The sequence below is a fragment of the Parasphingorhabdus sp. genome (assembly GCF_039939955.1).
GTDB lineage: Bacteria > Pseudomonadota > Alphaproteobacteria > Sphingomonadales > Sphingomonadaceae > Parasphingorhabdus.
This window is the reverse complement of record NZ_JBDVHS010000006.1, coordinates 437,596-463,933: the sequence shown is the minus strand read 5'-3', so window position 1 is coordinate 463,933 and position 26,338 is coordinate 437,596. Positions and strand designations below refer to the sequence as shown.

Below are 26,338 nucleotides of genomic sequence, written 5' to 3'. Positions count from 1 at the left end.
CGGTGTTTCTGTCGCAAATATGAACAGGGTCTGCAGGTTTTTCTGCTGGTCGGCAACGCGCCTCGGTTCACCGCTTGCCGCGACGTTTCCGCCGGGGATCGGTCCATCGGAATCGGCTATTAGCGATAGGAGCACCGAATTTCTGGTTGGAAAGGCGGATCGAGGTGCGATTATTTTTCGAATCCAGAGAGACCCAGCCGTCCAGACTCAGTCCGCCGGGTGCACCGGGCGTTTTTGAGAAAACCATTGTGATTACGCCATATTCAAGGCGTTTTGGGTCTTTGACTTCCACGCTCAGCACGTCTGGATTGCGAGTCGGAATGATTTTCCCATATTTTGACAGGTCGCGTTTCGGATTAAGCAGCGCCGCCAGCGGACTGTTGCCGATCGGCCAGCGTTGCACCTGATTCACCTCATAATCGATCAACGTCAGGGCTTTGCCGTCGCCGACGATCAGCAGATTGGCATCTTTTTGATATTCGAAGCGAATCTTACCCGGTTGCTTCAAGGTGAGTGTTCCGGTCAACAACCGTCCACTGCGGTCGGTCTGACTGAAGTTCGCGGTCATAGTGGACATGGACCTGAGATGGGTTGAAATTTTCGCTAGATTGTCGGTTGGGCTTTGCTGGGCGGTGGCGGGTAGGCTTGCCGTCAGGACCAGCGGTGCAGCGATCAAAGCGAGACCATATTTCAACATTACGAAAACTCCAGATTATCCAAATATCTGCCTAGCCACTCACGATTGAACAACGGCTGAATTGGTCCATCAGTATATCGGCTTAGAGCGGTTCGCCCTGTTGGTCGCGCAGTACTTCCCGGCGTCCGATATGGTTCGGCGGGCTGATAAATTCATCCTCTTCCATTCGGTCGATGATACGGGCAGCGGTATTATATCCGATCCGTAACTGCCGCTGCAGCCAGCTCGTGGAGACTTTCTGGCTCTCGAACACGATCTGGCAGGCCTGCGCATATTGCCGGTCTTCCTTGCTGTCGCTCAGATCCGCACCATCGAGAGCAAAACTGCCATCTTCCGGTTCTTCGGTGACGGCCTGAATATAGTCTGGTGCCCCCTGCGAGCGCCAGTGGTCGGCGACACGGCGCACTTCGTCATCGGAGACAAAGGGGCCGTGGACGCGGGTCAATTGCTTGCCGCCGGGCATGTAGAGCATATCACCCTTGCCGAGCAGCTGTTCTGCGCCCTGTTCACCCAGAATGGTGCGCGAGTCGATCTTGGAGGTAACGTGGAAACTGATTCGTGTGGGCAGATTGGCCTTGATCACGCCGGTAATGACATCGACCGAGGGACGCTGGGTCGCCATGATCAGATGGATGCCGGCAGCCCGCGCCTTTTGCGCGAGACGCTGGATCAGGAATTCGACTTCCTTGCCGGCGGTCATCATCAGGTCGGCAAGCTCGTCGACGATGATCACGATCTGCGGCAGTACTTCGTAATCGAGCTGCTCTTCCTCGTAGATCGGGCGCGATGTTTCCGGGTCATAGCCGGTCTGGACCCGGCGGCCGAGCGGTTGGCCCTTGGCTTTGGCGGCCTTCACCTTCTCGTTGTAATTGGCCAGATTGCGGACCGAAATGGACGACATCATCCGGTAGCGCTCTTCCATCTGTTCCACCGCCCATTTGAGCGCCCGGATAGCCTTGGTCGGCTCTGTCACCACGGGCGACAGGAGATGCGGAATATCGTCATAAGTGCTGAGTTCCAGCATCTTTGGATCGATCATGATCATTTTGCACTCTTCGGGCGTCAGCCGGTAGAGCAGCGACAATATCATGCAGTTCAGGCCAACCGACTTACCCGAACCCGTGGTGCCGGCGACGAGCAGGTGCGGCATCGGTGCCAGGTCGGCAATGACCGGATCGCCTGAAATATTCTTGCCGAGGATGATCGGCAGCTTGCCGGTCTGTTCGGCGAAACTGTCGCTACCGACCATTTCGTGGAGCACCACCATCTCGCGATTGCTGTTGGGCAATTCGATGCCCATGACCGTGCGTCCCGGAATGGCGGCGACGCGCGCCGAGAGCGCTGACATATTGCGGGCAATATCTTCCGCGAGTTGGATGACGCGGCTTGCCTTGATGCCGGGCGCGGGCTCCAGTTCATACATGGTGACCACAGGGCCCGGACGAACGGCATTGATCGTGCCCTTAACGTGGAAATCGTCGAGAACGGATTCCAGCAGGCGCGCATTGCGTTCAAGGCCGGCCTTGTCGATCACATTGTTATTTTGTTCTGGGGCAGGGGCCAGCAAGTCCAGTGGAGGCAGGACATAGGGGCCAAAAAAGTCGCCTTGCTTGGCTTTGTCTGCGCTGGCTTTCTTCGGAGGTAGCGCCCGGTCGCTGATTTCCGGGGGGGGGCGGTTGTCTGGCTTCACCGACTTGCGCGGAGCGGGGTCTTTCTTGACCTTGGCAATGCCGGAACGATCCGGCTCTATCACCAAATCGTCTTCTTTCTGGGAAAATGGATTTTTGATGGTGGGCAGTTTTAGCGATGCGCCGGAAAATAACGGTTTGTCGAGCCGCAGGCTGCCATAGCCTAGAACGAGGCCGCCAACCATCGTCACTGCGATCAAGACGCCGGAAATCAAACCGCTCCAGCTAGCGGATATCGCGTTGAGGCCCGCAGTGGTGCCATTGGCCAATATCATACCGAACAGTCCGCCAAGGCCCGACGGCAATTCTATGTCTGAATCCGGGAACCATAGCGCCAGACTGACGCCAATTAGCAGCGTTGCGAGCAGGCACCAAAGCAACTGCCGTTTCCACTCAGGCTGCGCAATGTCGCGCCATAGCCGATTGGCCAATATCAGAAGCAGCGGCAGAAACAGGGCGACGGGCAATCCTATCAGGGCCAATAGAAGGTCGGAAAGATAGGATCCAAAAACGCCCATCCAATTATGCTCGACACTGCCAGCAGATGTGTTGAACGACGGATCGCTGGCCGAATAGGTGATCAAAGCCAAAAATAGAAATATGGTCGCCAGAACGATTGTTATGGCCCCGATCAGTGCGCCACTGCGCAACAGGCTGAGACGCATGATCTCGCGCCAATTTGCTTCTTTGGCTTTATCCGCCATTTCATACTCCCGTGCATCACCCCAGCCGAAGGCGCGCATTCACTATGGGCTCCTTTGCGCGAATCGAGGAGTCTCCGTCAAGTTTCTTGGTGTTATTTTACTGGATTTGCCTTTCCTTCCCTGCAGTCGATGCTTACCTAGAACCTATATTATGGCGCGGAAAGGCAGTCTCCATGGGAATTGATTCTCGGCAAAGCGATATCATCATCTTGGGCGCAGGCATGATTGGCCTGACCCAAGCACTGACGCTGGCGGCCCACGGATTGCGTGTTGCGATCATTGACCGGGCGGATCCCGAAGACCTGTTAAACCCCCAGAATGATGCCCGTGTTTCCGCCATCAACAGCGCTAGCTGGAACATGTTTGATGCCATCGGACTGGTTGAAAAGCTGCGGCCGCATGGTTGTGACATCGCGAAAATATTGGTCAATGACGGCCTTAAGCCGGGCACGTTGGATTTTGTTCCGGGCGATGATGAGGGGCCGATGGGCATCATGGTCGAAAATGCCGTGCTGCGCCGGTTGTTGTTTGAGGCTGTGCAGGCACATGATGGTATTGCGCTGCATATGTCGACGCACGTCACGTCTTGTGAACGCAAAGAGCATCACGTCGATATATCGCTTGATGATGGCGAGCAGCTTTCTGCCCCGCTGCTGATCGCTGCCGACGGTCGCGGCAGTCGGATGCGCGAAGAAGCCGGGATTATTATGGCACACTGGCAATATGATCATAATGCGATTGTCTGCAAAATTGCGCATGAGAAGCCGCATGGGAATACCGCCTACGAGTTGTTCTTCCCGTCCGGACCTTTCGCGATCCTGCCGATGCTCGACGACAAGGATGGCAAGCATCGTTCAGCGGTCGTGTGGACGGTCTCGCGTAAAGACGGCCCCGCCTATGCGAAAATCAACAAACGCGCTTTTGTTGCTGAAATGATGAAGAAGACCGGCGGTTTTCTGGGCGAGATTGAATTGCTTACAGAGCGGCCAACCTATCCTTTGGGATTTCACCATAGTTCGCATCTGACTGCAGACCGTCTGGTGCTGATCGGCGACGCGGGCCATGGCATCCATCCGATCGCTGGACAGGGGCTCAATCTCGGACTGCGTGACGTTGCCGCGCTGACCGAATGTCTCGTTGAGGGTGCGCGCACCGGCCTTGATCTTGGTGATTCCCAGATTCTTGCGCGCTATGACCGCTGGCGGAGCCTCGACAATATGATGGTGTCGGCCGCGACCGACCTGTTAACGCGCCTGTTCGGTTTGCCGGGCGAAACTTCTTCAAAAATTCGCCGGATGGGTATCGGACTGGTGCAACGCATCCCGCCGCTCAAGGCGCAGTTCATGGCGGAAGCCAAAGGCGAAACGGGCGATTTACCCAAACTGCTAAAGGGTGAGATGGTTTAGCGTGACCCTTGGCCGTCATCGATTTTGATGACTGTTCCCGTCACCGCATCGGAAGATGGGGATACCAAGAACAGCAATGTGCTGTCCATCTGTTCTGGCTGACCCAGCCGTTTGCGTGGGAAATGAACGGAAAAATCGCCCGACCGCTCTAGCATGCCATCCATCATATCGGTGGCAAAGGCCCCCGGCGCTATACCATTTACATTGATATGAAATTTGGCCCATTCCACCGCTAGGGTTTCGGTCACTCGGACCAGACCCGCTTTAGTGGTGGAATATAGCGCCGCGCCATTGCCGTCATAGCGGCTCGCTGCGATGGATGAGATATTGACGATTCGACCGGGCATTTTTTGTTCGATCAGCGGGCGGGCAAACTCGTTCGACAGGATGAACGCGCTGCGCAAATTGGTGTCGAAAACATCATCGACTAGTTCGAGAGACATTTTGGTGGCGCGTTCGGCATCCACGATCCCGGCGTTGTTGACCAATATATCAGGCTGACCCAGCGCCTCCGTGACGGTTGGGACGATGGCTTGAAGTTGTTCTGCGTCTCGGACATCTAAAGCGAAGGCTTCTGCTTCGCCGCCATCTGCACGAATTTCTCCGACCAATGCGTCCAGCTTGTCCTTGCGACGAGCGGTACAGGCAACTTTGGCGCCGCAGGCGGCCAGTATTTTGGCGAACCGCGATCCAAGGCCCGCTGAGGCACCGGTAACAATCGCGGTACGTCCGCTCAGGTCGATTGAAAAATTGGGTGTAGTCATGAAACGGGCATCCTCTGTAAAATTTTACAATGGATGCCCGTGATCATGGGATTAGCGCAAGTGCTAAATTAGTTGGTCAAATCGTCCTGCGCGATTGGAACGATCTTGATTTCAACGCGACGGTTGGCTGCGCGGCCTTCTTCCGTGCTGTTGCTGGCAACCGGCTGGCTCTCGCCATAGCCTCTTGTGGCCAAGCGCGCGCGTTGAACGCCGCTGTTCGCTAGGAAGTTTGCGACCGACTCCGCCCGGCGTTCGGACAAGGACTGATTATAGGCGTCGCTACCGGTGCTGTCGGTGTGGCCGAGCACGTCGACATAGCTTTTTTCATATTGAGAAAGTGTGTCGGCGACGCCAGCCAAAGTGGCTTGGAACGAAGCGTCAATTGCGCTGCTGTCGACTGCAAAAGTCACGTTGGACGGCATGTTCAGGATCAGGCTATCGCCTTCCCGGGTAACGTCGACACCCGTACCGGCGGTTTGTTGACGCAGCTTCTTTTCCTGTTCGTCCATATAATAGCCGATGCCCGCACCCGCTAGGCCACCAAGACCTGCGCCTACGATTTTGGCGGTGCGGTCATTGCGTCCACCCAAAATATCACCGAGCAAATAGCCGCCGACAACGCCGCCCAAACCACCAATGGCTGTTTTGGAGATGGTCCGATTTCCGGTTTCCGGATTGGTCACGCAGCCGCTGGTCAGCGCGAGGGCAGTGAGCGAAGCCGCTGTAATTATTGATCTGTTTATCCGCATGTTCTGTTTCCCTTATTAGGTCTTTCGGTTCGATCAGAATGTCCTTCCGTCGACCAAGATGGTTCACTTAAGCCAAGATAAATGAATGGCAACTGACAGCAAACTTGAGATTTTGTAAAACTTGCTGCTAAAGGGCTTATGGCATTTCGCCCTTTCAATGGACATTATGACACCCTTTCCTTGGTTTGATGTAACGATCATTATTCTGCTGGTGCTGATCAATGGCGTTTTTGCCATGTCGGAACTGGCGATAGTTTCTGCTCGCAAAGCGAATTTGCATAGTCGCGCCGATCAAGGGAGCCGCGGTGCGAAAACCGCGCTTCTTCTCGCGAGCGACCCCGGCAAGTTCCTATCCACCGTTCAAATCGGCATAACCTTGATTGGCATCGTTGCTGGCGCTTTTTCCGGTGCCAGTCTCGGCGGACCAGTGGCCGAACGGCTCCAGCTATTGGGGATGGGCCATGATCTTTCGATCACCGTCGGGTTCGTGCTGGTGATCGGGCTGACCACCTATGCGTCTTTGGTGATCGGAGAGCTGGTGCCCAAACAGATTGCTCTCCGTTCGGCAGAACGGATTGCGATAACGATGGCCCGGCCAATGGCTATACTTGCGCGCATCTCCGCGCCCTTGGTCTGGATCTTGGATAGTAGCAGCGCGCTAATCTTCCGTTTGATGGGGATGAAACGCGACAAGAAAAGCCATGTTACCGCTGATGAATTGCAGATGGTGTTCGCTGAAGCCACACGCTCTGGCGTGATCGAAGAGCATGAGCGTGCTGTGATTGCGGGGGTCGTGCGCATGGCAGATCGCCCGATCCGTGAGGTGATGACACCGCGGACTGAAGTTGATTGGCTGAATGTTGATGCGACAACCGAAGAAATTCACAGGCTGTTGATTGAATCACCGCACAGCCGCTTTCCGGTGGCGGAAGGCTCGGTTGATGATATTCTGGGCGTCGTTCAAGCCCGTGATATCGTCGCCGCGCAATTGGGCGGTGAAATGTTGGATCTACGCAAATTGATGCGGCCGCTTGAAAAAGTACCGGATCAACTCGATGCGCTGGATGCACTGGATATCCTGCGGGAAGCGGAAGTGCCGATGGTGTTGGTACACGACGAATATGGCCATTTCGAAGGCATCGTGACACCGAACAACCTGTTAAGTTCGATCGCTGGCGAATTTGTGTCTGACCAGGATGAAAAAACTCAGCGCAGTCTGATCGAGCGGGCGGATGGTAGCTATCTAATATCGGGCGCCATGGCGATTGATGCGCTGGCCGAACGACTTGGGATCAGGCTGTCAGAAGACCGTGATTATGCAACCGTTGCTGGACATGCGTTGGCGCAATTGCGCCACCTTCCTGAGGAAGGTGAGCGCTTTGAAGACCAGAATTGGATATTCGAGATTGTCGATATGGACGGTCGAAAGATCGACAAGTTAATTGTCCGGAGCAGCAGTCCCGAACAAGATTGATTAGAGCTTGCCGTATTTCTTCTCAAAGCCAGCAATATCGTCCTTGGCAAGAAACTTGGCTTGATCAATCCACGAATCTCTTGTGATTCGTCCGCTGAAGGTTCCCAGATGTTGATCGACCTCTGAAATTTCCGCTTCCTTCCATTCCGCAACCTGGTCGAACCGGGTCACGCCAAGGCTGTTCAGCAGCGTATTCAGTTTTGGTCCAACGCCCTTGATAAGCCGCAAATTATCCGGTTCGCCGACGGCGGTTGGAATTTTCGGCTTGTCTGCAGCGGGCGCTGCTTTCGTAGCTTCCGCATTTTTTGCGGGCGCTTTTGGTGCTGCCGCTGCGGCAACGGGCGCAGGGGTTGGTGCTGGTTTGGGAGTTGGTGCTGGTGTTGGTACCGGTGATGGTTCCGCTGGTTGGACGGGTTCACCTGCTTTTTCCAACAATCCGTCTTCTGCATCAAAACTTCCATCTGTGGAAGCTTCACGGCCGGATGCAGCCCACGCCCAAAAAGCGGTGACAACACCGATCATCAACGAAATCAAATAAAACAACCAATTGGCCGTAATCAACGTAATCATTGTATCAAAACCCCGTTCTGAACTCTAAAAAATTGCCGTTATCGGCTAAAAATCTTCGGTATCGCGGCCCCATATAAGCCAACCTACGGAGAGGCCAATTGCAAAAGTAACCAGTAGGAGCAACAGATTTTCAAGTATGAGTGGCATGGATTATTTCCCCTGTTGCGCTTTGGCATCATTTTGCGACGCACCGTTTGTCGATCCAATCCGGAATTCAATCCGGCGATTCTCCGCATCGGCTGCTGCCCCCGAACCTGTCGCGCGTGGTTGGGTCGATCCATAGCCTGTTGCGATGATTAGATTTTCTGAAGCTCCGCGTTCCACCAATCCGGCTTTGATGCGATCCGCACGCTCTTGCGACATGATCTGGTTGACCCCGGGATCGCCATTGCTGTCCGTATGTCCGTCGACCGCGATTGAAAGTCCATCGCAAGACTGCAATGTTTCTGCCAGAGCGTCCAACAAGCGGTTGGTTTCCGGCGAAATATATGCGCTACCGGAACGGAAACTAATTTTCTTGGTTTCGAACAGTTTATCTACGCCTTCTTGGCACCTGGCAATTTCTTGCTGAGCAGCCGAATTTGCGGTCGGTCCGGTTGTGCCATCTCCATCCGTCCCTTCAGCCTCTTTCTCCCCTTTCCAGCGAGCGCTGGAAACGCCGGGAACAGCCATGACCACGCTCAGGGCTTTTTGCTTGGCATCCTCTGCCAGTTCACCGTCCAGAACGGCGCTGCGGGACAGGGGGGCGCGATCGAAGCTAACGCTTGCGGCATCAAGTCCTTGTGCGGCTAGTTCGGTCTGGGCTTCTTGTTCCAGACCCGCGATGAAATTCTCACCTGTCGCAGCGTGGCCAGCCAGCGCCAATATGACGGTGGCTGCCGCGCCGGTTAATATCTTGCTTCCGACTTCCATCAGGTAACCTCAGTTGCTTCTCTGGCCCATGGCCGTTGTTCGAAATGACTTGCCAAAATGGCGGATAACAACGGCTGAGTCCAGTTGGCTCGAGGATATACCAGTGCCATAGGGACATAAATTGTCCCTATTTGAAACATTGGATTACTAGATGCGGCTAATTTGCTGGCCTTTTTGGTTCGGCTATTCTCAGTTTCTGCTGCTGTTTTCCGCCAGATTGTTCAGCTTACGAAATTCTTGTCGCCAATAGTTTCCACCCTCGCCGCTGAGCAATCCGATATTCTGAAAATCATAGTCACCGAGATATTTGTCTCCCCGTAACTTTTGACCGAATGCAGCCACAGCGACGGCAAAAGCCATGTCGCCACTTGGTTGTTGGGCATTGGTCAATCCATTTGCGGAAATGGGCTTCGAAATCAGGCGTGAACTGGAACCTTGCGGCAGTTTGTAGCGCAACTTCACATTGGCCATTTCGTTACCAAAATTTGGTTGCCACTCGACAACCCGATTGGCCGGATAGCGCCGGGCGGGAAGCCAACCGGCGGCATCGGCTGGCATGATTTCATAAAGGGCGGTGACCTGATGTCCGGCGCCAATATCGCCGGCATCGATACTGTCATTGTCGAAATCTTCTTCCGCGAGCAAGCGATTCTCATAGCCGATCAGGCGATATTCCTTTACATGGACAGGATTGAATTCGATCTGGATTTTCACGTCTTTTGCGATCGTGAACAGGGTGGAACTCAGCTCTTCGCCTAGCACTTTCTGTGCTTCCATCGCGCTGTCGATATAGGCGTAATTGCCATTGCCGACATTGGCGATACCTTCCATTAACTCATCGCGGATATTGCCGGTGCCATAGCCGAGCATGGTTAGCGTGACGCCGCTTTCGCGCTGTTTCGCAACATATTCTTTCAGTTCATCGGTATTCGAAGTGCCGACGTTAAAGTCTCCATCGGTGGCCATAATGATCCGGTTGATACCACCTTTCAGGAAGTTGTGTCGTGCCGTCGAATAGGCGAGTTTCAGGGCATCGCCGCCAGCGGTGGAGCCACTGGCATAGAGGCAGTCGACAGCCTTTTTTACATGATCCTTGTTGGATGTGGGCGCGAGCAACAAGCCCACTCTGCCGGAATAAACAACGATCGAGACTCTATCATCGCTGCGTAATTCGTTGGCGAGCGCCGTCAGTGTCGATTTGACCAGCGGTAGTTTTTTAGCGCTACCCATTGATCCGGAGACATCGACCAGAAATACCAGATTGGCCTGGGGGCGTTCTGCGCTGTTGATATCATATCCGCGCAGGCCGATACGCAGCAGACGGCTGGCGTCATTCCAAGGCGTTGCGCTCATATCCGTCGAGACGCTGAACGGTGTTTTGCGGTTCGTCGGTTTGGGATAATCATAGCGGAAATAGTTGATCATTTCCTCGGTTCGCACGGCTGCCTTGGGCGGCAGGCGGCCTTCGTTGAGGAAACGACGGGCGTTAGTGTAGCTGCCGGTATCGACGTCCACGGCGAAGGTAGACACGGGTTCGTCGGCAACCCGCTTGATGCTGGCCACTTCTTTGCCATCATAGCGTTCCCGGCTTTCCGCCTCTGGTCGGGGCAGGGGATAGGGATAAGGATATGGCCCAACTCGGCTTTCTTGGACAGCTGTCCCGCCGATCACGGATTTTGCTACCGGAGCGGCCGGCATAGGAGACAGCGGTGGTGGAAGTTGTGCTCCGGAAAGGACGGATGGCTGTGCAGAAGTGGTGATCCCAGAGTTTGCGCGGCGATTGCTATAACGATCTTCGTTGACGCGCGAGAAAATGCTGCAATTGACTGGATGTGCTGGTTTGGCCACCGGCGGTCGCACGATCGATCGTGCGTCGGCGGCAGTAACGCTCGGCGCTCCGACAAGGCCCACTGCGGCCAACCCGCACATCGCTTTTGATATAATATTAGGTCGCCGCATGACTGTTCCTCCAAATTTATCTGCGATAGAAGGTGCCCAAGCCAAGCTGACTGGAAAGTGAACGTATGATATATTGTTACACTATTGAAATTCTGTTTTTTCGCTGATGACAAGCTTGATCGGGGCAACTAACAGGCGCCCGTGGAATTGATCCGGACCATGATTCGCCGCAATGGCGTGTTCGCAGCTTTGCTGCTCAGCTGCGCGCTGCTGCTGAAGCTGCTGGTTCCGGCGGGCTATATGGTTTCCAGCGATAATATGGTGCTGACCGTGGTGATCTGTTCTGATTCCACGGGCGAACAGCGCACGCAGCAGATATCGGTTCCGATGGAAGATTCTGCGGACGACAAACATGGTCAAGCCAGGGCCGAATGTCCCTATACCGCTTTGTCGATGGATGCCGCAGGCGGTGCGGACGCCACGCTTTTGGCATCGGCCGTCGCTTTTGAACTGGCTCTCGGGTTTGCGCCCAGAACGTCGCCCGTTTTGCGCGATACTCCGCGCTTGCGGCCGCCCTCACGGGGGCCACCGCTGGCTGCCTGACGCAGCCATTTGGTCAAAGCTAATATGTGCAACCGGTGCCGGATCGGAATGATCCGTATCGCCGCACGCGCACAGTCCACCCCCAATCCGGCTGCGTTCTAACCCGCACTATCACGCATAAATCACGTTAGAATCGGATTATCATAATGGAAATTTCACTGCCTGCGCTTGCCGCAGGTCTCATATTTGCTGCCAATCCCGCGACCGCTGTTGCAGAAGACACAAGCGCCGCCGCAAGCAGGGGCGAAGCGGCAACCAACAAGGCCGACACCAGTTTCTCGGTCGGCGAAATTGTTGTCACCGCGCGCGGTATGGCGGGCAGCACCGACAATGTGCTGACTTCAGTTGACCGGCTGGGTGGGGATGTCGCGCAAAAGGCCGATGTCGATAATGTCTACGAACTGATCGGACGGATGCCCGGCATATTGGTGACGGATTTCAATCAGGGCACCACCAACGGCAAATTTTCGATGCGCGGCTTTAATGGTGAGGGCAATATCAATGCGGTCAAGCTGCTGATCGACGGCATACCGTCCAACAGCAACAGCGGCAATATGCCCTATATCGACATGGTCTTCCCGCTCAACATCGCGGGCATGGAGGTCGTGCGCGGCACGTCCGATCCGCGCTACGGGCTCCACGCCATTGCCGGCAGCGCCAATATCCTCACCCGCTCCGGCGGCACCTATGTCGACGCGCGCGCGTCGGTCGGCAGCTATAACAGTGTCGAAGGACAGCTGGTTGCCGGTCTGGAAAGCGGCAATTTCACCCAAAATTACCAGATCGCCTACCGGGAGAGCGACGGCTATCGCGATCACAGCGACAGCCAGCGGTTCAGCCTTTCGGGCAAATGGGGACTGGCGCTGGGTGAAGACGTCAAGCTCGGCGCGATCGCGCGCTATTATGACGCGGATGCGGAAGAACCCGGCTATCTGACCTTCGCGGACAGCCGGTCCAATCCCCGGATGACCAACGACTATAACGAATCCGATGGCGATACCCGCAGCATGCAGCAATATGCGCTGACCCTCGACGCGGCCTTGTCGGACAATCTCGATTGGTCGAGCCTGGCTTATTACAACCGGCTGCGCGACGACCGTTATGTCAAATTTTCTGCCGGGGCGTCGCAGCAGCGCCGTTTGACGCAGGAAGACCAATATGGTTTTTCGACCGCGCTGCACTGGCACGGCGATCTTTCCGGTGTGGCGTTGATGCTGGAGGTCGGCGGCAATGTCGAATGGCAGGACAACCGGTCCGCCCGCTGGCTTGCGGTCGAGCGCGTGCCAACCAGCCAGACCCGCGACCAGCAATATGATCTGTCGGTCGGCGGCGCCTATGTGCAGGCGATCATTGAACCGGCAGACTGGCTGCGTATCACGCCCGCCTACCGGATCGACTGGGTCGGTGGCGACTTCGACAATCTGCTGGACGGCACAGCGGCTCCGATCAACGATTATGGCAGTATCGACCAGCCCAAATTGTCGGTCGCTGTCTTCCCGACCGAGGGTGTCACGCTCTATGGCAACTGGGGCAAGACATTCCAGATCGGTTCGGGATCGGGTGCCTATCTGATTCCGCCGCGCCAGGTTGATCTGGCCCCGTCGATCAACACCGGATGGGAACTGGGCGCAAAATATCAGCTCGGCCAGATGGTCGAGGCACGGATCGCCTATTGGGAGCAGAGCGCAACCGGAGAAATCGCCCGCAAGCTCAACGATCCTCTGGGTGACTTCGAAAATGTCGGCGGCACCGACCGCAACGGTATTGACGTACAGTTGAGCATCAAGCCGATGTCGGGCCTGTCCCTGTGGGGCGCATTGTCCTGGCAGAAAGCGGTTATTGCGGTACCGACACCGGCGACGCCGCAATTGCTCGGCAACGAGATTGATCACACGCCGCGCTGGCTGTGGTCGGGCGGCATTGAATATTCGCCGCTGGAAGCCCTGACCCTGTCGCTGACCGGGCGCGGACAATCCTCTTATTATCTCACCACCGCCAATGCGGAAGGCAAATGGGGAGATTTGAATATGTTCGATGCAAGCGTCTTCTATCGCGTGAACGGGACATTGGAACTTGGTCTGGCGGTCAAGAATCTCGCTGACAGCTATTATGAATATCTCTGGTGGGACGGTTCGCAGACCCTGCACAGCCCGGCCAACGGCCGTAATGTCACCGCCAGCGCCCGACTACGCTTCTGATGCAGGTCAAGGGAGACCGGCTACGCCGCGCCGTGCGCTCGCTCCATCTCTGGTTGGGGCTGGGCGTTGGCGGTCTGCTGGTCTTGCTTGGCCTGACCGGTTCGGTCCTCGTCTTCTACCCGGAACTGGATGCACTGCTGCATCCTGAAATCCGGGCGGAGGCGAGCGGCCCGGCCGTGCAAGAGCCTGACTGGGACCGCGCGCTGGCCACCGTGCGCCGGGTCTATCCGGACAAACAGGGGCCGTGGCGTTTCGAGGTGACCGGCGAAGCGGGCGCGATCCCCGCGCGCTATTATAATCCGCCGGAGCGGACCGGGCACGCCTTTCGCCCGATGATGGTCTGGCTCTCGCCCGATGGTTCGCAGGTGCTGCGTCGCGACTATTGGGGCGAATATGCCGTGACCTTTATCTACGATCTGCATTTCCGGCTGTTGCTGGGAGAGACCGGCGGAACCGTGCTCGGCTGGCTGGGCTTTGTTCTGCTCGCCCTTTTGCTCAGCGGTCTGTGGGCCTGGTGGCCCAAGGGCTCCTGGACGAAAGCCCTGCGGCTCAAAACCAGCGCGCACCCTCAACGAACTTTGCGGGACTGGCATAAGCTGACCGGCCTGACGGGGCTGATATTTCTACTGATCCTGACCGTGACCGGCATGATGATGGAATTGCCGCAGGAGAGCGATGCGGTGCTTGGCGCTATCGGCTTGCCCATGGACTCGATGCCCCATGTCCACCCGGCACCGGAGCGATCGGCCGGGAAGGTCCGTGTTGCCCAGATCGTGAGCGCTGGCCGCGCGGCTTTGCCGCAAGCGCGTCTCGCGTGGATCGAAACACCGCCAGCGGGGGGTGGAAATTTCCGGTTGCGAATGCAGGTGCCTAGCGATCCCAGCTTCCGCTTTCCGCATAGCTATGTCTGGGTGGATAGCGCCACCGCGATGGTGATGGGAGTATACGACGCACGGCAGGCGCGGGCCGGTAGCGTGATCAATAACTGGCTGCACCCGCTGCACGAAGGGTCGGCGGGCGGACTGACGGGGCGTATATTGGTCGCGCTTTGCGGATTAATACCGGCTGTGTTGTTTGTAACTGGTGTGATGCGATGGCGGTCGAGACGGCGAGGATGAAGCGTTTCATTGGTACACGCCGCGGTCCTAGTCGGAAGAATGATATTTTAACATCGGCAATGATCTAACCAATAGGATCCAGCATAACGCTGCCTCGGCGCTAAGTTTGCGGCAATTACCTGCTTACTTGTAAGCTATTCTGCTGTCGCCGGTGTCTGGGTGGCTAGATATTCCAGCGTATCCAGCCTTGGCTTGGTCCAGCTTTTTCGGTCGAAAATCTCAGGCGTATATTTCTCAAAATCCTTTCGGATATTGGCCGGGATTTCGGCTTCGCTTTTGATTTTTACGCCGCGAGCATTGCCATAGGTTCGTCCGGGCTGGGTTCCCATGCCCAACCAGGGATGCCAGCTTGCCAAATTCTGGAAATGGCAAAATGCTGGCGCCGAGCTGAGCTCTTCATTCATGGCATCGTTAGCGTCTGCCGCAAATGTTGCCTGAGATTCCCAATATGTCGAGGGACCGGAGTAGGATTTGGGAAATTTCGCAGGATCGACAAAATTGGGCAAGATCATGCTGGCGATTGTCGGCACCATCAACAAATTACCAATCTGTTCCATACGCAACACTTGCGGGGCTAGATCGGCGTCTTTGGTGACAACTCCATCAGCTCCCACATTCACAGAAAATGGCCCGCCGAGAAATTGAAAAACATCGCGTTTGTCACCGGTGACTGGATTGTCCCAAACCTCAATCGGTTCATCGGTATCAAATTTGCAATAATAGCCGCATTCATAGGTCGTGGAATTGTACATATTATCTGCGGCCGGCGCCCAGTCCGCTATCGAAAGATGATTCATGGTGAAAAACGGGACCAGGTTGCCATCGCCCATATAGCCATAAATATTGAGCCGATAGAATTTCATCGACACTTCTTCTTGGCATGACCCGATGACACGGGCCCTTACTCTCGCACGCACCGCCGGGTCTTCCAACATTTCTGCAGTTTGGGAAGTCGAGCGAGCGAATGCAGAGCCTGCGCCCAGTCCGGCCCCGAGACCAACCCCAAGACCAGTCATGCCGGCCAGCCCGGCTCCGGCAGCTATCGGTGTTGCTCCTAAAACGCTTCGTCTGCTGATTGGGGATTCTGTCATTTTCCACCCTTCCTTCCAACTTTCGCTTCGTTGAGTCGCCCGCGAGCCTGGATTGGCGCTGGGTCGACCAGCTATTTGCCTTCTCTGTGGATGGTCAAATGTTGGAAGGCTATCGGCTTCGCCTGCATCCGGCAGGGCAAATAATATGCTATCCGTCAGGTGGACAGATGTTGGTTGATGAATGGGTGAGCTAGAAGTCTCTAGGTTTTTGGCTTCTAGTTCCCGGCCTCCCGCGGGACCTCGCGCGGTGATTATCGATGCGCTGGATTTTCTGTTTCAGGGGTTTTGATTACGAACATTCACTTTTTGCTAAAAATAAATGCTATTGTTCTTATGAATCCGGTATCGGGGGATATCTCCCCATATTTCAACATGCGAATTATCTCAGTTTAATGGTGGTGGTAGGGAAGAATTATGGACGAAATTGTGAAAATTGCTCATGAGACAGCTTGGCCAATCGCCGTGCTCACGATGTTTGCAATCTTCGTACTTAATCTCAGACGTATTGGCGATGCTATGCGTCGCGCGCCATTGATTAGAAAATTGAAATTTGGGGGACTTGAGGTTGAACTGGATCGAAACAGTCTTGACGATTTAAAGGAGAAAACCGACAAAACTTTCTTGGAGTTAATACGCAAAACGGACAGTGAAGTTCAACGGTTTGCGAATACGGTTAGTATAAAGAGCACTCTGAGGTTGGCTGGTGAGAATATCAAAGCTAACCTTCCAACGGAATCTCAAGCCAAGCTGAAGTCGGCAAAGTTAAGGGTCACCGTCCATATTTTTGACGCGGTTTTTGCCGATCACTTGTACCAGTTATCAAACTACTACTATTCTGAAAATTCAAATATTTTTTGGCAGAGTGATAAAGGGGCGGGGCGTCGTTTTTCAATTAGATACGGCATAATTGGGCTGGCTGCACGAACAGAAAAGTCTCAAGCCGTAGGCAATGCATTTCGTGACATCGAAGCTCGTGAAGCACTGATAGAGAATTGGAGTATGTTACCTGAACAAGCGGCTGCTGCTGGAAAAAAACCATCGTGCCTCGCATTGGTATTGCGGTCACCAGAATCAAACGAGATGGTGGGTATTCTCTATGCCGATGCCGAAGAAGAAAATTTCTTTGGAAATAACGAAGAATGTTTGGATTTTGCAGGTAAATGCCAGGCAATGACCGGCGTTAAACAGCTAGTTAAAGCACTCGGTAAATTGCGGATACTAACATCTCAAATTGAACTGCAATTTAACTTAACGAAAATTGGCCAGAATATATGATTCGAACCGTTGGAGCATATGGTAGTGTAGCTGAGGAATATTATAATCCGTTGCTCCACCCGACGTGCGCAAACTTCCGGGAGCTTAGCTGGCAATTTTTGGAAAATATAATCAAAGTAGTGAAGTATCGTGACCTGTTTTTGGATGCTCGAGCTTTGGAAACCGGCGCAGGAAAAAGTCTTGTTGCCGAATTCTTTTTGAGCAAAGAGCTATCTATACAAAATTTGTCCCTTCAAGATCAATCAGAAGAAATGCTGGCACACTCATTCCGTTGGCAAAACAAAATTGAAAAGATGTTTGTTTCTGATGCTAGGGAAATGCCAATTCCTTCGAATGAAATTCAAACTGTGTTCTCGTTCCTAGCTGACCCATATAACGATGAAATTTTTTGGTCGGAAGTCAGTCGCGTCTTAGACCTTGGGGGCCTGTGGGTGCTAACGTGCCCAAGTCATGAATGGGCAAGTACATTTAGATCAAAGGGAGCTGACAAATTATCTAGATTTGTTTTGGTTGATGGTCGTGAAGTTGACCTTACATCTCTGACTTACCCAACACCGCACTTCGTAAATTTGCTCCGAGAGAAAAACCTCGTGCTTGAATGTTTTCAAGGTTTTTCAATTATGGACATAAAGAGTACTGTTTCACAAAAACTGATTTTAAATAACCCTTTGCTCAGCTCCTTGGATGGATACGTATTCAGGAAAATTAAATAGAAACTTTGAGGCGCAATACATTTCGGCGTTGCGGTGATAGGAGCAACAATGTCGAGTTTCATTCCCCAAAAAGCGCTGTCCTACATCTGGCTCAATCCGCTATTATCGCAATTGCTCCGCGCCATGCGCGGGGCGGGCTCTTTGACAATCTAGATATGAACGCAGCGGTGGCGGCCGGGTGCGTGTTTTCATTGGACCGGTTTGGGCGGCAATCTGGAAGGTTACACTCGACTGCCGGCTGGTTTCCTACAAATGCTGGCATTCTGCGGCCTGGGGGCAAAGGTCGCGGAAAATAAAACAGTTCGTTTGTGTAAAGTTCACGACGCGACGCAAAAATGGTCAGGCTCGCACGAAGACACAAAGCGCAATCTCTTGGCGCCTTCGTGTCTTCGTGCGAGTCCAATAAACCTACTCTCTATAAAAGGGCAGGTGAGAACCGTTCCTTGGCCCTAACTTTGGAACCAAACGCGACGAAGCAACCTAGTTCCCGACCTCCCGCGCGACCTCGCGCCAGCCGATATCGCGGCGGCAGAAGCCGGTCTCGAAATCGATCTGGTCCACCGCGGCATAGGCTTTGGCTTGGGCTTCTGTGGCGCTTGATCCCAGTGCGGTGACATTCAATACACGGCCGCCGCTGGCAACGAGTGAGCCGTCCACTTCCGCTGTGCCGGCGTGGAATATCTTGGCACCCTCGCGCTCAGCGCGGGCAAGATTCTGGATCTTGCCGCCTTTGTCCGGGCTCGCGGGATAGCCGTTTGCAGCCATCACAACGGTGAGCGCGGTTTCGGGTGCGAAGACGGGTGCGCTCGTCTGGGCGAGGTCGCCCTTGGCGGTTGCCATCATCAGCTTGGCGAGATCGCTCTCCAGTCGCATCATCAGCACCTGGCATTCCGGGTCGCCGAAGCGGGCGTTATATTCGATCAGCTGCGGACCGGTCTCGGTCAGCATCAACCCAGCGAATAGGACGCCGCTATAGGGCGTGCCTTCTGCGGCCAAAGTATCGACGGTCGGCTGGATGATCTCGTCCATCACCTGCTTTTGCAGAGCAGCAGTCAGGACGGGGGCGGGGCTATAGGCGCCCATGCCGCCGGTATTGGGACCGACATCGCCTTCGCCGACGCGCTTGTGGTCCTGCGCGCTGCCGAAGGGGACGACATTCTCGCCGTCGGTGATCGCGAAGAAGCTGGCTTCCTCGCCGGTAAGAAATTCCTCGATCACGACCTCTGCGCCGGCTTCGCCAAAGCTGCCGTCGAACATGTCGGTGATGGCGGCTTCTGCCTGCTCGCGGGTCTCGGCGATGATCACGCCTTTGCCAGCTGCAAGGCCATCGGCCTTAATCACTACCGGAATGGAGAAATCGTCGAGCGCCTTGAGCGCATCGGCGGCGTTGGTGGTACGAACATAGCCTGCCGTCGGGATATCCGCCCGAGCGCATAGGTCTTTGGTGAAACCTTTGGAGCCTTCCAATTGCGCCGGCGCTTTGTCGGGACCGAAAACCAATATGTCAGCGGTGCGCAGGCTTTCGCCCAGTCCATCAACCAAAGGTGCTTCCGGGCCAACGACGACCAGATCGATATTTTTCTGGCCACAGAAAAGGATTACCGCCCCATGGTCGGTAACGTCCAGTTGGGCCAGTTCGGCATGTTGGGCGATGCCCGGATTTCCTGGAGTTGCATAAAATTTCTCCAAGGAAGGGGATTGCGCCAGCTTCCAGGCCAAGGCATGTTCGCGGCCGCCGGACCCGATCAACAGGATATTCATGGACGATTCCCTTTCTTTAGATGCGAAGCTGTTAGCCGAGAGCGGGCAGGGTGACAACGCCCCGCCGCTGTCAGTTTCAGATATTTCTGGAGCGCTTAAGCGTGTGGTCGAGGATCGCTTTGGCTATGTCCGGATAAGGGGTGAAATTTCGGGCTTTAAGCGCGCTGCATCTGGGCATGTCTATCTGGCGCTGAAAGATGATAAGGCGGTTCTTGATGGTGTGATGTGGAAGGGCAACGCCGGACGGCTGCCGTTCCAACCGGAAGATGGCATTGAAGTCGTCGTGTCTGGCAAGCTCACCACCTACCCCGGCCGTTCCAAATATCAGGTTGTTATCGACAAGATGGAGCTGGCGGGCGAGGGCGCGCTGATGGCCCTGTTCGAGAAGCTCAAGGCCAAGCTGCTCGGCGAAGGGCTGTTCGATCAGAACCGCAAGAAGGCGCTGCCATTTTTGCCGAAAACCATCGGTATCTTGACCTCGCCAACCGGCGCAGTGATCAGGGATATATTGCACCGGCTTGCCGACCGTTGTCCCAGTCATGTGATTGTTTGGCCTGTGTTGGTGCAGGGCGAAGGTGCGGCCAAGCAGATTGCTGCAGCGGTCAATGGTTTTTCCAATATGGAGCCGGGTGGCCCGGTCGCGCGGCCTGATCTGGTGATCGTCGCGCGCGGCGGTGGTTCGATCGAGGATTTGTGGAGCTTTAATGAAGAACCGGTGGTCCGGGCGGTTGCGGACTGTTCGATCCCGATCATCTCCGCCGTGGGCCATGAAACCGATACAACATTATGTGATTTTGCTGCCGACCTGCGGGCACCCACTCCGACGGCAGCTGCGGAAATGGCGGTGCCGGTTCGAGCGGAGTGGTTGGCTACTCTGTCGGAAAGCAAGGCGCGGATGGCGCGTAGCGTGCAGCGCAGCCTGACCACTGCGCAGGAACGGCTGGAAGGGCAACGGCGTTTGATGCCGGCGCTGACCGATCTGCTCCGTCCCCATCAACAGCGGGTGGATGAAGTGTCGGAGCGCATGAAATTTGGTATGAGCCAGAATGTTGCGCAGGCCCGTAGTCGTTTCTCTGCGAGCGCCGGCGCATTGCGGCCTTCTATATTGAAGCAACGATTGGAGCGTTCGCAGGAACGATTTAAACGACTCGATTTGCCCCTAAGTCTGGTGCAACGGCCCGTGGATGATGCGCGGCAAAGATTGAACGCTTTGTGGCGGTTAGCGGAGCAACTGTCCCCGGATGGTCCGCTGAAAAGAGGTTATGTCCGTGTATCCGGTCTGGATGGCGGGCTTATTGCCAGCCGGACCGCCGCGAAAAAAGCAGGCGATCTAGAGTTGCATTTTCAGGACGGTTCGGTCGGAGTGAGTATATCCGGCGATGGTTCAGTAGAGAAAAAGCCAGTCAAACCGCCCAAAGCAATGCCCAGCCGAGTCAAAAAACCGTCGGATGACAGGCAGCAGGATTTATTTTAAAGGGAATTGCGATATATTTGACCGATCATGTCATCCATGACCGTAAATCGCAGGTAAAGGGTTCGGGGAGTAAGAACGTCCTATGTTAATGTCTAATCGCAATAAAGTGGCAAAGCTGCACTATATGCCCAATGGCTTCCGGCCGCTCTCTGCGGGCGATCATGTTCTTTGTGCGGTTAGCGGAGAAGCCATCCCTTTGGACGAGCTGCGCTATTGGAGCGTTGAAAAACAGGAACCCTATGCCACGGCACAGATTTCGGCACACGCCCATCTGCCGGAAGGTGAACAGTGATAGGGCGATTTAAGGCTACACTCTGCCTATTGACGATCTCGGCGGCTTCTATCCCGGCTGCCATTGTATATGCCGGAACCGACAGCGCTGAGCAGTCGGCGTTTCGGGAAGCGGTTCAATTCGGTTTCACTGGTGAAGCCATCCAGGGCGGCGTGATGATCGGTGACGCCCCTGCTGGAACACGCAGCTTGTCTTTTGACGGTAGGCTGGTCCCGATGGATGAAGATGGCAAGTTCATCATTGCGTTCAACCGCGATGCCGGGCAGGCGGCGCAGCTTATTGCAACGCTGGAAAATGGTGAAACCGTAAGAAAGTTTTTCAATGTCTCTCCGCGCAAATGGAAGATTGAACATGTCGCTCTCAACCGTCGGGCGCGCACCGCTAGTGCGGCTTTCAAAAAACGCCGCGCGCCAGAACTAGCCCAAATCAATGCCGCGCGTCAGATGGAAACCGACAGTGACGGATGGAGGCAGGCATTCATTTGGCCGATCAAAGGCAGAGTTTCCGGTATGTTCGGTAATCAGCGGATATTTAATGGAACGCCGGGCAGCTATCATACCGGCATCGATATTGCCGCACCAACCGGCACCTATTATGTAGCACCAGCGGATGGTGTTGTTACACTAGCGGCCACCCGTCCGTTCTCACTGGAGGGTAATCTGCTGATGATTGATCACGGTATGGGGCTGAACAGTGCCTTTCTGCACAGTTCGAAAATATTGGTAAAGCCCGGCCAAGTGGTGAAACGCGGTGAACCGATCGGTCGAATTGGCTCAACCGGCAGCGCAACCGGTCCACATCTGCATTGGTCGATGAAATGGAAGCAGGCGCGCATAGATCCGATTTTGCTGACTGGGCCAATGGACTAGTTTTTGAGGCCCGGCTTAGAAGGACCGAGCTTGGCTCATTCAATACGCTTTACCCGAATAGCGCGTTGACCACTAATCTTGGCAAGATAGCTGCCGATCGCACCGGTTTTTATTGTGATTGGGTCGCCGCTTCGTGGGGCGGTGTTTAGTCGGATGCTATCTGTCTGCTGCCAGCGGCCACCTTCTTTCAGCGTCAGAATCCATTTGCCGTAACCGAATTGACGAGCGGATGTGATGGTTGTTTGTAGTTCTTTGATGCGTTCTTCTTTGTCTTGCTTATCCGACCCTCCGCCAAATAGCCGAATTTTGGGAAGCGAAAATCCGAATAGGCCACGGCGCGCTTCCTTGATTTGTTCGCGATCAGCGATAACCAGTTGCCGACTTTCTTGCGCATCCGCTAGCGATGCTACCTTTTCATCGTAACAGGCTAAGCGCTGTGCCGGATCGGATGTTTCCTTACAATCAATAACGGCTTGGAAAATTGCGGGCGGCGCGGCGTTGTTATCATCGTCCTTGGCAAGTGCAGATGAAGATAGGGCTGTGAGCAAGGCTGCACCGCTTACTAACGCTGTCTTTCCAATGATATTGTTCATGATGATCTCCGTCCTGCCTCGATGGCCTAAATATGAATGCAATCTGTAATGCATAGTGAATTTGAACTTAATGTCAGCAAGAGAATCTACAACCAATAATCGCCAAACACATGGTTTGGACCCATGTTACAAAACTGTGGCAAAATAGTTACATTGTTTACAAAATCAGCCCGTTTCCCTGAACAGAAGCTTTACAGGGTGGTCTTCCTTGCTGCATCGGAGCAGCAATTCGACGGATCAATCATTGCGTTTGGGGCGCATAGATTACCGTCGGTCAACAACCGGGGTAGGTCATGGTGGCTTACTTCTCCAGAATAAGGGACTGGAATATAATGACAAAATTTACGAAGCTAAAAGCGACAGTAGCACCGATGGTGCTTGGAATCGCTATGGTATCCGTGCCTGCGTTCGCGCAGGAAGCTGGAGCCGCTGATGAACAACCTGGCGAATTGATTGTTGTTACAGGTTCGCGCATCGCATCGGCAACGGTCGAGTCTGCTGCTCCGCTGCAGGTAGTCACCGGCGAAACAATTGACGATTCTGGTGTCACCAACGTTCAGGAACTTCTCCTTGAAAATCCTGTTTTCGGTACACCTGCTCTTAGTCGTACAAACTCTGCGTTCCTGACTTCCGGTACGGGTGTTGCGACGGTCGATCTTCGTGATCTCGGCTCAGACCGTACATTGGTTCTCGTCAACGGCCGCCGCGTGGTTGCATCGCTGGCAGGTTCGTCGACTGTTGATCTTAACGTCATTCCGACCCAGTTTATTGATCGCATCGACATTCTAACAGGTGGCGCTTCTTCACTATACGGCTCGGACGCTGTTGCTGGTGTTGTAAACTTTGTTTACAAATCTAATTTTGAAGGCATTGAAGCCAACGGCCAATATGGTATCACTGAACGGGGGGACGACGCCCGCTATCAGATGAACCTCACCGCTGGTACAAATTTTGCTGATGGTGACGGCAACATCATGGTCCACTTCGGTTATTCGAACGAAGAAGGTCTGCTTTCCAGTCAGCGTGAGAATACACGGATTGATGCTCTGGACTCAATTTACTTTGGTGGAGATTGGGGTACAGACACTGAACCGTTCTTTTCCAGCTTCCCACCTCAGGGGCGCTTCATCACTCCGGCTGGGACCTTTACGTACGATCCAAACGGTCAGTTGCAGGATTGCTTCACCACGAATGGTGACACCTGTGCCGCCACTATCGGTTCTGGCACTGGCCCCAACGGCTTTAACCGCCAGCAGTTCCGTACACTCGCTGTGCCGGTCCAACGCTATTTGTTTGCTGCAGCTGGTGAATATGCGCTTAGCGACGATTTGAACTTTTTCTTTGAAGGCACATTCAACAAAACGTCTTCGGCGCGTCAAATTGAACCGTTCCCACTTGAATCAGGTGGTTCCAATGGTATTTTTCCATCGGGTGGCGGATTTAATGTTGAAAACTACTTGCCAGGTACAGCTACCATTGTGGCTAATCCGTTCGTTCCTGTTGAGATCCTAAATGCAGCAGCAGACAGCAATGGCGACGGCTTGCGTGACATCGGCTTTGTTCGTCGTCTCGCAGAATTTGGTCCACGTTCAGGTCGGACGGAGCGTGATTTCTATCGCTTCGTAGTCGGCTTTGATGGTGGTCTGTTTGACGATCGCTTCCGCTGGGACGTGAGCTATAACTACGGTCAAGTTAACGAAAACCAGGTTTCATCCGGTCAGGTAAACGTTGTAAACTTCCGTAACGCGCTTGCCGTTATGACGGATGTTAACGATGTGAATGGCAACGGTCTAACGACTGATGCAATTTGTATTGATGTTGAAGCACGCGCAAATGGCTGTGTCGCCGCTAATATATTCGGCGCCGGTGCTATTTCGCAGGGTGCGGTTGACTACATCCAAGCGCAAGGCACCTATCAAACTGGCCTGAAACAACAGGTTCTTCAGGGTAACCTCTCTGGTAGCCTGTTTGATCTGCCTGCTGGTCCACTGGGTATTGCGCTCGGCGTTGAGTATCGGAAAGAAACATCTTTCTCTGATAATGATGCTTTGACAAACCAAGGTCTAAACGCGGGTAACGTTCTGCCGGATACAAGCGGTTCGTTCGATGTGAAGGAAGCATTCGTTGAAGTGAAGGCGCCGATTTTGGCTGACACTCCATTCTTCCAATTGCTGGAAATTGGTGGTGCCGTTCGTGTTTCCGATTATTCTACGGTAGGTTCGGTTGTAAGCTACAACGTAACCGGTACATGGCAGCCCATTGATGACATTCGGATCCGCGGTACGTTTGCTCGTGCTGTACGTGCTCCGAACATCGGTGAATTGTTTGCGGGTCTCTCGCAGACATTCCCATCGGGCTTGACCGATCCTTGTGAAGGTATTGGAGCAGCTGGTGGTGGCGCATTGGGTGATAATTGCCGGGCTGATGCCGGTGTTGCAGCCAATATCGCAGCAAACGGTACGTTTACGCTTAACCAACCTGATATCCAGGGTATCTCCGGCTTCAACGGCGGAAACGCTGACCTGTTTGAAGAAACCGCAGACTCTTGGACCGTTGGTGCCGTTATTGCTCCACGTTCGATCCCTGCATTGGGTAACCTGACGATCACTGCCGATTATTATAACATCAAAATCACGGATGTGATCTCGGGCTTCCCGCGGCAGTTCTCGCTTCAACAGTGCTATGAAGAAGGAAATCCAACATTTTGTGATCTGATCGTTCGTCGTCCGACTGCAACGGCCGTTAACAGCGCAGGTTCGATCGATTTGATCAACGCTTTGCAGGTTAACGCTGCTGTTCTGAAGACTTCGGGTGTTGACGTTACTGCGACTTGGAGCACACCACTTGGCCTAACCGACGGTGATCGTCTCTCTCTTCGCGGTGCCTACACGCACGTGATTGAGAACGATTTCTTCTCACTGCCTGACGCGGATGCAGATCCTGCTGCTGGTGAAATCGGTACGGCTAAAGATCGCTTCACTGCGAACGCAACCTATTCGACTGATGATTTCAAAGTAGGGTTTACCGGTACGTTCATCGGAAAATCTTATGAAGATGACCAGTTCAATGGACCTAAGGCTCATTCGGTACCGGCTTACTTCTTGCTGGACATGAACACGTCGTTCTATATCAGCGAACAGTTCGAGTTCTACATTGGTATTGATAACATGCTCGATAAATCTGCTCCGAACATCTTGACCGGTACGCCGTTCAACGTGACTGGTTCAGATACCGCTGCTGACGTCTACGACGTGTTCGGCCGGCGTTACTACACTGGTGTTCGTCTGCGCTTCTAATCGCAGCCGATCCCATCGGATAAAAAGAAGGCGGGCTTTCGAGCCCGCCTTTTTTATTGCCTCACTAAATTTTGGATCGATGCTTCGGGTCAGCGAATGATCGTTTGACCCGTGATCTCTTGACGGCAGGCTACACGGTACTCCGTGTTTTTCGCCAGGATGAGATTCAGGCTCTACAATAGCCGGAATCGC

At 54.2% G+C, this 26,338-nt stretch carries 21 protein-coding genes; 11 read left to right on the top strand and 10 right to left on the bottom strand.

Translation table 11 applies throughout. The features are described 5' to 3' along the window. Positions 1-67 precede the first annotated feature (67 nt). Both ABJG22_RS13305 and ABJG22_RS13300 read right to left on the bottom strand, forming a co-directional pair. Positions 68-697, bottom strand: a complete 630-nt coding sequence (locus ABJG22_RS13305; protein WP_348020753.1) for an outer membrane lipoprotein carrier protein LolA — start codon at positions 695-697, stop codon at positions 68-70. A gap of 82 nt (positions 698-779) precedes the next feature. Continuing rightward, on the bottom strand, positions 780-3,089 hold the full coding sequence (locus ABJG22_RS13300; RefSeq protein ID WP_348020923.1) for a DNA translocase FtsK 4TM domain-containing protein: 2,310 nt from the start codon (positions 3,087-3,089) through the stop codon (positions 780-782). A 173-nt stretch (positions 3,090-3,262) separates the two neighbouring features. Here ABJG22_RS13300 and ABJG22_RS13295 point away from each other — a divergent pair, with 173 nt between their 5' ends. Then, the gene (locus ABJG22_RS13295; protein WP_348020752.1) at positions 3,263-4,495 is read left to right on the top strand and encodes a UbiH/UbiF/VisC/COQ6 family ubiquinone biosynthesis hydroxylase; all 1,233 of its coding nucleotides are present in this window, start codon (positions 3,263-3,265) and stop codon (positions 4,493-4,495) included. Here ABJG22_RS13295 and ABJG22_RS13290 read toward each other — a convergent pair. Both ABJG22_RS13290 and ABJG22_RS13285 read right to left on the bottom strand, forming a co-directional pair. Beyond that, positions 4,492-5,259, bottom strand: coding sequence for an SDR family NAD(P)-dependent oxidoreductase (locus ABJG22_RS13290; protein ID WP_348020751.1), 768 nt, complete (start codon positions 5,257-5,259; stop codon positions 4,492-4,494). The two genes, ABJG22_RS13295 and ABJG22_RS13290, sit on opposite strands and share 4 nt — an antisense overlap. A gap of 68 nt (positions 5,260-5,327) precedes the next feature. Continuing rightward, entirely contained in the window at positions 5,328-6,008 is a 681-nt protein-coding gene (locus ABJG22_RS13285) for an OmpA family protein (protein ID WP_348020750.1), read from the bottom strand. A gap of 157 nt (positions 6,009-6,165) precedes the next feature. On the opposite strand from ABJG22_RS13285, the gene ABJG22_RS13280 reads away from it, so the two are divergent. Further along, a complete protein-coding gene (locus ABJG22_RS13280) occupies positions 6,166-7,482 on the top strand; it encodes a hemolysin family protein (RefSeq protein WP_348020749.1) in 1,317 nt (438 codons plus the stop codon). On the opposite strand, the gene ABJG22_RS13275 is transcribed toward ABJG22_RS13280, so the two are convergent. From ABJG22_RS13275 to ABJG22_RS13265, 3 genes are all read right to left on the bottom strand, one after another. Next, positions 7,483-8,052 carry a hypothetical protein gene (locus ABJG22_RS13275; protein ID WP_348020748.1) on the bottom strand — a complete coding sequence of 190 codons (570 nt, stop codon included), beginning with the start codon at positions 8,050-8,052 and terminating at the stop codon, positions 7,483-7,485. 150 nt (positions 8,053-8,202) lie between these two features. Further along, positions 8,203-8,964 carry an OmpA family protein gene (locus tag ABJG22_RS13270; RefSeq protein WP_348020747.1) on the bottom strand — a complete coding sequence of 254 codons (762 nt, stop codon included), beginning with the start codon at positions 8,962-8,964 and terminating at the stop codon, positions 8,203-8,205. Between the two features lie 189 nt (positions 8,965-9,153). Continuing rightward, positions 9,154-10,923, bottom strand: a complete 1,770-nt coding sequence (locus ABJG22_RS13265) for a VWA domain-containing protein (RefSeq protein ID WP_348020746.1) — start codon at positions 10,921-10,923, stop codon at positions 9,154-9,156. Between the two features lie 159 nt (positions 10,924-11,082). Between ABJG22_RS13265 and ABJG22_RS13260 the strand changes: the two genes are divergently transcribed. The 3 genes from ABJG22_RS13260 to ABJG22_RS13250 all read left to right on the top strand — a co-directional run bounded on the left by ABJG22_RS13260 (position 11,083) and on the right by ABJG22_RS13250 (position 14,782). Continuing rightward, complete coding sequence (locus ABJG22_RS13260; protein WP_348020745.1) at positions 11,083-11,466, top strand: DUF2946 family protein; 384 nt, start codon at positions 11,083-11,085, stop codon at positions 11,464-11,466. Positions 11,467-11,612: 146 nt separating this feature from the next. Further along, positions 11,613-13,664 carry a TonB-dependent receptor gene (locus ABJG22_RS13255; protein ID WP_348020744.1) on the top strand — a complete coding sequence of 684 codons (2,052 nt, stop codon included), beginning with the start codon at positions 11,613-11,615 and terminating at the stop codon, positions 13,662-13,664. Beyond that, a complete protein-coding gene (locus tag ABJG22_RS13250) occupies positions 13,664-14,782 on the top strand; it encodes a PepSY-associated TM helix domain-containing protein (RefSeq protein WP_348020743.1) in 1,119 nt (372 codons plus the stop codon). Before ABJG22_RS13255 ends, ABJG22_RS13250 begins: the two co-directional genes overlap by 1 nt. A gap of 134 nt (positions 14,783-14,916) precedes the next feature. On the opposite strand, the gene ABJG22_RS13245 is transcribed toward ABJG22_RS13250, so the two are convergent. Then, a complete protein-coding gene (locus ABJG22_RS13245) occupies positions 14,917-15,873 on the bottom strand; it encodes a DUF1838 family protein (protein WP_348020742.1) in 957 nt (318 codons plus the stop codon). Positions 15,874-16,287: 414 nt separating this feature from the next. On the opposite strand from ABJG22_RS13245, the gene ABJG22_RS13240 reads away from it, so the two are divergent. Both ABJG22_RS13240 and ABJG22_RS13235 read left to right on the top strand, forming a co-directional pair. Then, the gene (locus ABJG22_RS13240; RefSeq protein ID WP_348020741.1) at positions 16,288-17,148 is read left to right on the top strand and encodes a hypothetical protein; all 861 of its coding nucleotides are present in this window, start codon (positions 16,288-16,290) and stop codon (positions 17,146-17,148) included. Then, positions 17,145-17,861: a hypothetical protein gene (locus ABJG22_RS13235; RefSeq protein ID WP_348020740.1), complete on the top strand. Its 717-nt coding sequence runs from the start codon at positions 17,145-17,147 to the stop codon at positions 17,859-17,861. Before ABJG22_RS13240 ends, ABJG22_RS13235 begins: the two co-directional genes overlap by 4 nt. A gap of 480 nt (positions 17,862-18,341) precedes the next feature. Here ABJG22_RS13235 and purD read toward each other — a convergent pair whose 3' ends face one another. Next, entirely contained in the window at positions 18,342-19,622 is a 1,281-nt protein-coding gene (gene purD, locus ABJG22_RS13230) for a phosphoribosylamine--glycine ligase (protein ID WP_348020739.1), read from the bottom strand. Here purD and xseA point away from each other — a divergent pair. The 3 genes from xseA to ABJG22_RS13215 all read left to right on the top strand — a co-directional run bounded on the left by xseA (position 19,621) and on the right by ABJG22_RS13215 (position 22,257). Next, positions 19,621-21,096: an exodeoxyribonuclease VII large subunit gene (xseA, locus tag ABJG22_RS13225; RefSeq protein ID WP_348020738.1), complete on the top strand. Its 1,476-nt coding sequence runs from the start codon at positions 19,621-19,623 to the stop codon at positions 21,094-21,096. The two genes, purD and xseA, sit on opposite strands and share 2 nt — an antisense overlap. A gap of 82 nt (positions 21,097-21,178) precedes the next feature. Then, entirely contained in the window at positions 21,179-21,388 is a 210-nt protein-coding gene (locus ABJG22_RS13220) for a DUF2093 domain-containing protein (protein WP_348020737.1), read from the top strand. Further along, entirely contained in the window at positions 21,385-22,257 is an 873-nt protein-coding gene (locus ABJG22_RS13215) for a M23 family metallopeptidase (RefSeq protein ID WP_348020736.1), read from the top strand. Before ABJG22_RS13220 ends, ABJG22_RS13215 begins: the two co-directional genes overlap by 4 nt. Before the next feature lie 35 nt (positions 22,258-22,292). Here the strand turns inward: ABJG22_RS13215 and ABJG22_RS13210 are convergent, their stop codons facing one another. Further along, on the bottom strand, positions 22,293-22,850 hold the full coding sequence (locus ABJG22_RS13210; RefSeq protein ID WP_348020735.1) for a hypothetical protein: 558 nt from the start codon (positions 22,848-22,850) through the stop codon (positions 22,293-22,295). Positions 22,851-23,182: 332 nt separating this feature from the next. Here ABJG22_RS13210 and ABJG22_RS13205 point away from each other — a divergent pair, with 332 nt between their 5' ends. Continuing rightward, entirely contained in the window at positions 23,183-26,146 is a 2,964-nt protein-coding gene (locus tag ABJG22_RS13205) for a TonB-dependent receptor (RefSeq protein ID WP_348020734.1), read from the top strand. Positions 26,147-26,338: the final 192 nt, after the last annotated feature.

What these genes read in the sequence shown, in the direction of transcription:
- ABJG22_RS13305 (WP_348020753.1), bottom strand. Translation starts at nt 697, where the DNA reads ATGTTGAAATATGGTCTCGCTTTGATCGCTGCACCGCTGGTCCTGACG.
- ABJG22_RS13300 (WP_348020923.1), bottom strand. Translation starts at nt 3,089, where the DNA reads ATGGCGGATAAAGCCAAAGAAGCAAATTGGCGCGAGATCATGCGTCTC.
- ABJG22_RS13295 (WP_348020752.1), top strand. Translation starts at nt 3,263, where the DNA reads ATGGGAATTGATTCTCGGCAAAGCGATATCATCATCTTGGGCGCAGGC.
- ABJG22_RS13290 (WP_348020751.1), bottom strand. Translation starts at nt 5,259, where the DNA reads ATGACTACACCCAATTTTTCAATCGACCTGAGCGGACGTACCGCGATT.
- ABJG22_RS13285 (WP_348020750.1), bottom strand. Translation starts at nt 6,008, where the DNA reads ATGCGGATAAACAGATCAATAATTACAGCGGCTTCGCTCACTGCCCTC.
- ABJG22_RS13280 (WP_348020749.1), top strand. Translation starts at nt 6,166, where the DNA reads ATGGACATTATGACACCCTTTCCTTGGTTTGATGTAACGATCATTATT.
- ABJG22_RS13275 (WP_348020748.1), bottom strand. Translation starts at nt 8,052, where the DNA reads ATGATTACGTTGATTACGGCCAATTGGTTGTTTTATTTGATTTCGTTG.
- ABJG22_RS13270 (WP_348020747.1), bottom strand. Translation starts at nt 8,964, where the DNA reads ATGGAAGTCGGAAGCAAGATATTAACCGGCGCGGCAGCCACCGTCATA.
- ABJG22_RS13265 (WP_348020746.1), bottom strand. Translation starts at nt 10,923, where the DNA reads ATGCGGCGACCTAATATTATATCAAAAGCGATGTGCGGGTTGGCCGCA.
- ABJG22_RS13260 (WP_348020745.1), top strand. Translation starts at nt 11,083, where the DNA reads ATGATTCGCCGCAATGGCGTGTTCGCAGCTTTGCTGCTCAGCTGCGCG.
- ABJG22_RS13255 (WP_348020744.1), top strand. Translation starts at nt 11,613, where the DNA reads ATGGAAATTTCACTGCCTGCGCTTGCCGCAGGTCTCATATTTGCTGCC.
- ABJG22_RS13250 (WP_348020743.1), top strand. Translation starts at nt 13,664, where the DNA reads ATGCAGGTCAAGGGAGACCGGCTACGCCGCGCCGTGCGCTCGCTCCAT.
- ABJG22_RS13245 (WP_348020742.1), bottom strand. Translation starts at nt 15,873, where the DNA reads ATGACAGAATCCCCAATCAGCAGACGAAGCGTTTTAGGAGCAACACCG.
- ABJG22_RS13240 (WP_348020741.1), top strand. Translation starts at nt 16,288, where the DNA reads ATGGACGAAATTGTGAAAATTGCTCATGAGACAGCTTGGCCAATCGCC.
- ABJG22_RS13235 (WP_348020740.1), top strand. Translation starts at nt 17,145, where the DNA reads ATGATTCGAACCGTTGGAGCATATGGTAGTGTAGCTGAGGAATATTAT.
- xseA (WP_348020738.1), top strand. Translation starts at nt 19,621, where the DNA reads ATGGACGATTCCCTTTCTTTAGATGCGAAGCTGTTAGCCGAGAGCGGG.
- purD (WP_348020739.1), bottom strand. Translation starts at nt 19,622, where the DNA reads ATGAATATCCTGTTGATCGGGTCCGGCGGCCGCGAACATGCCTTGGCC.
- ABJG22_RS13220 (WP_348020737.1), top strand. Translation starts at nt 21,179, where the DNA reads ATGTTAATGTCTAATCGCAATAAAGTGGCAAAGCTGCACTATATGCCC.
- ABJG22_RS13210 (WP_348020735.1), bottom strand. Translation starts at nt 22,850, where the DNA reads ATGAACAATATCATTGGAAAGACAGCGTTAGTAAGCGGTGCAGCCTTG.
- ABJG22_RS13205 (WP_348020734.1), top strand. Translation starts at nt 23,183, where the DNA reads ATGACAAAATTTACGAAGCTAAAAGCGACAGTAGCACCGATGGTGCTT.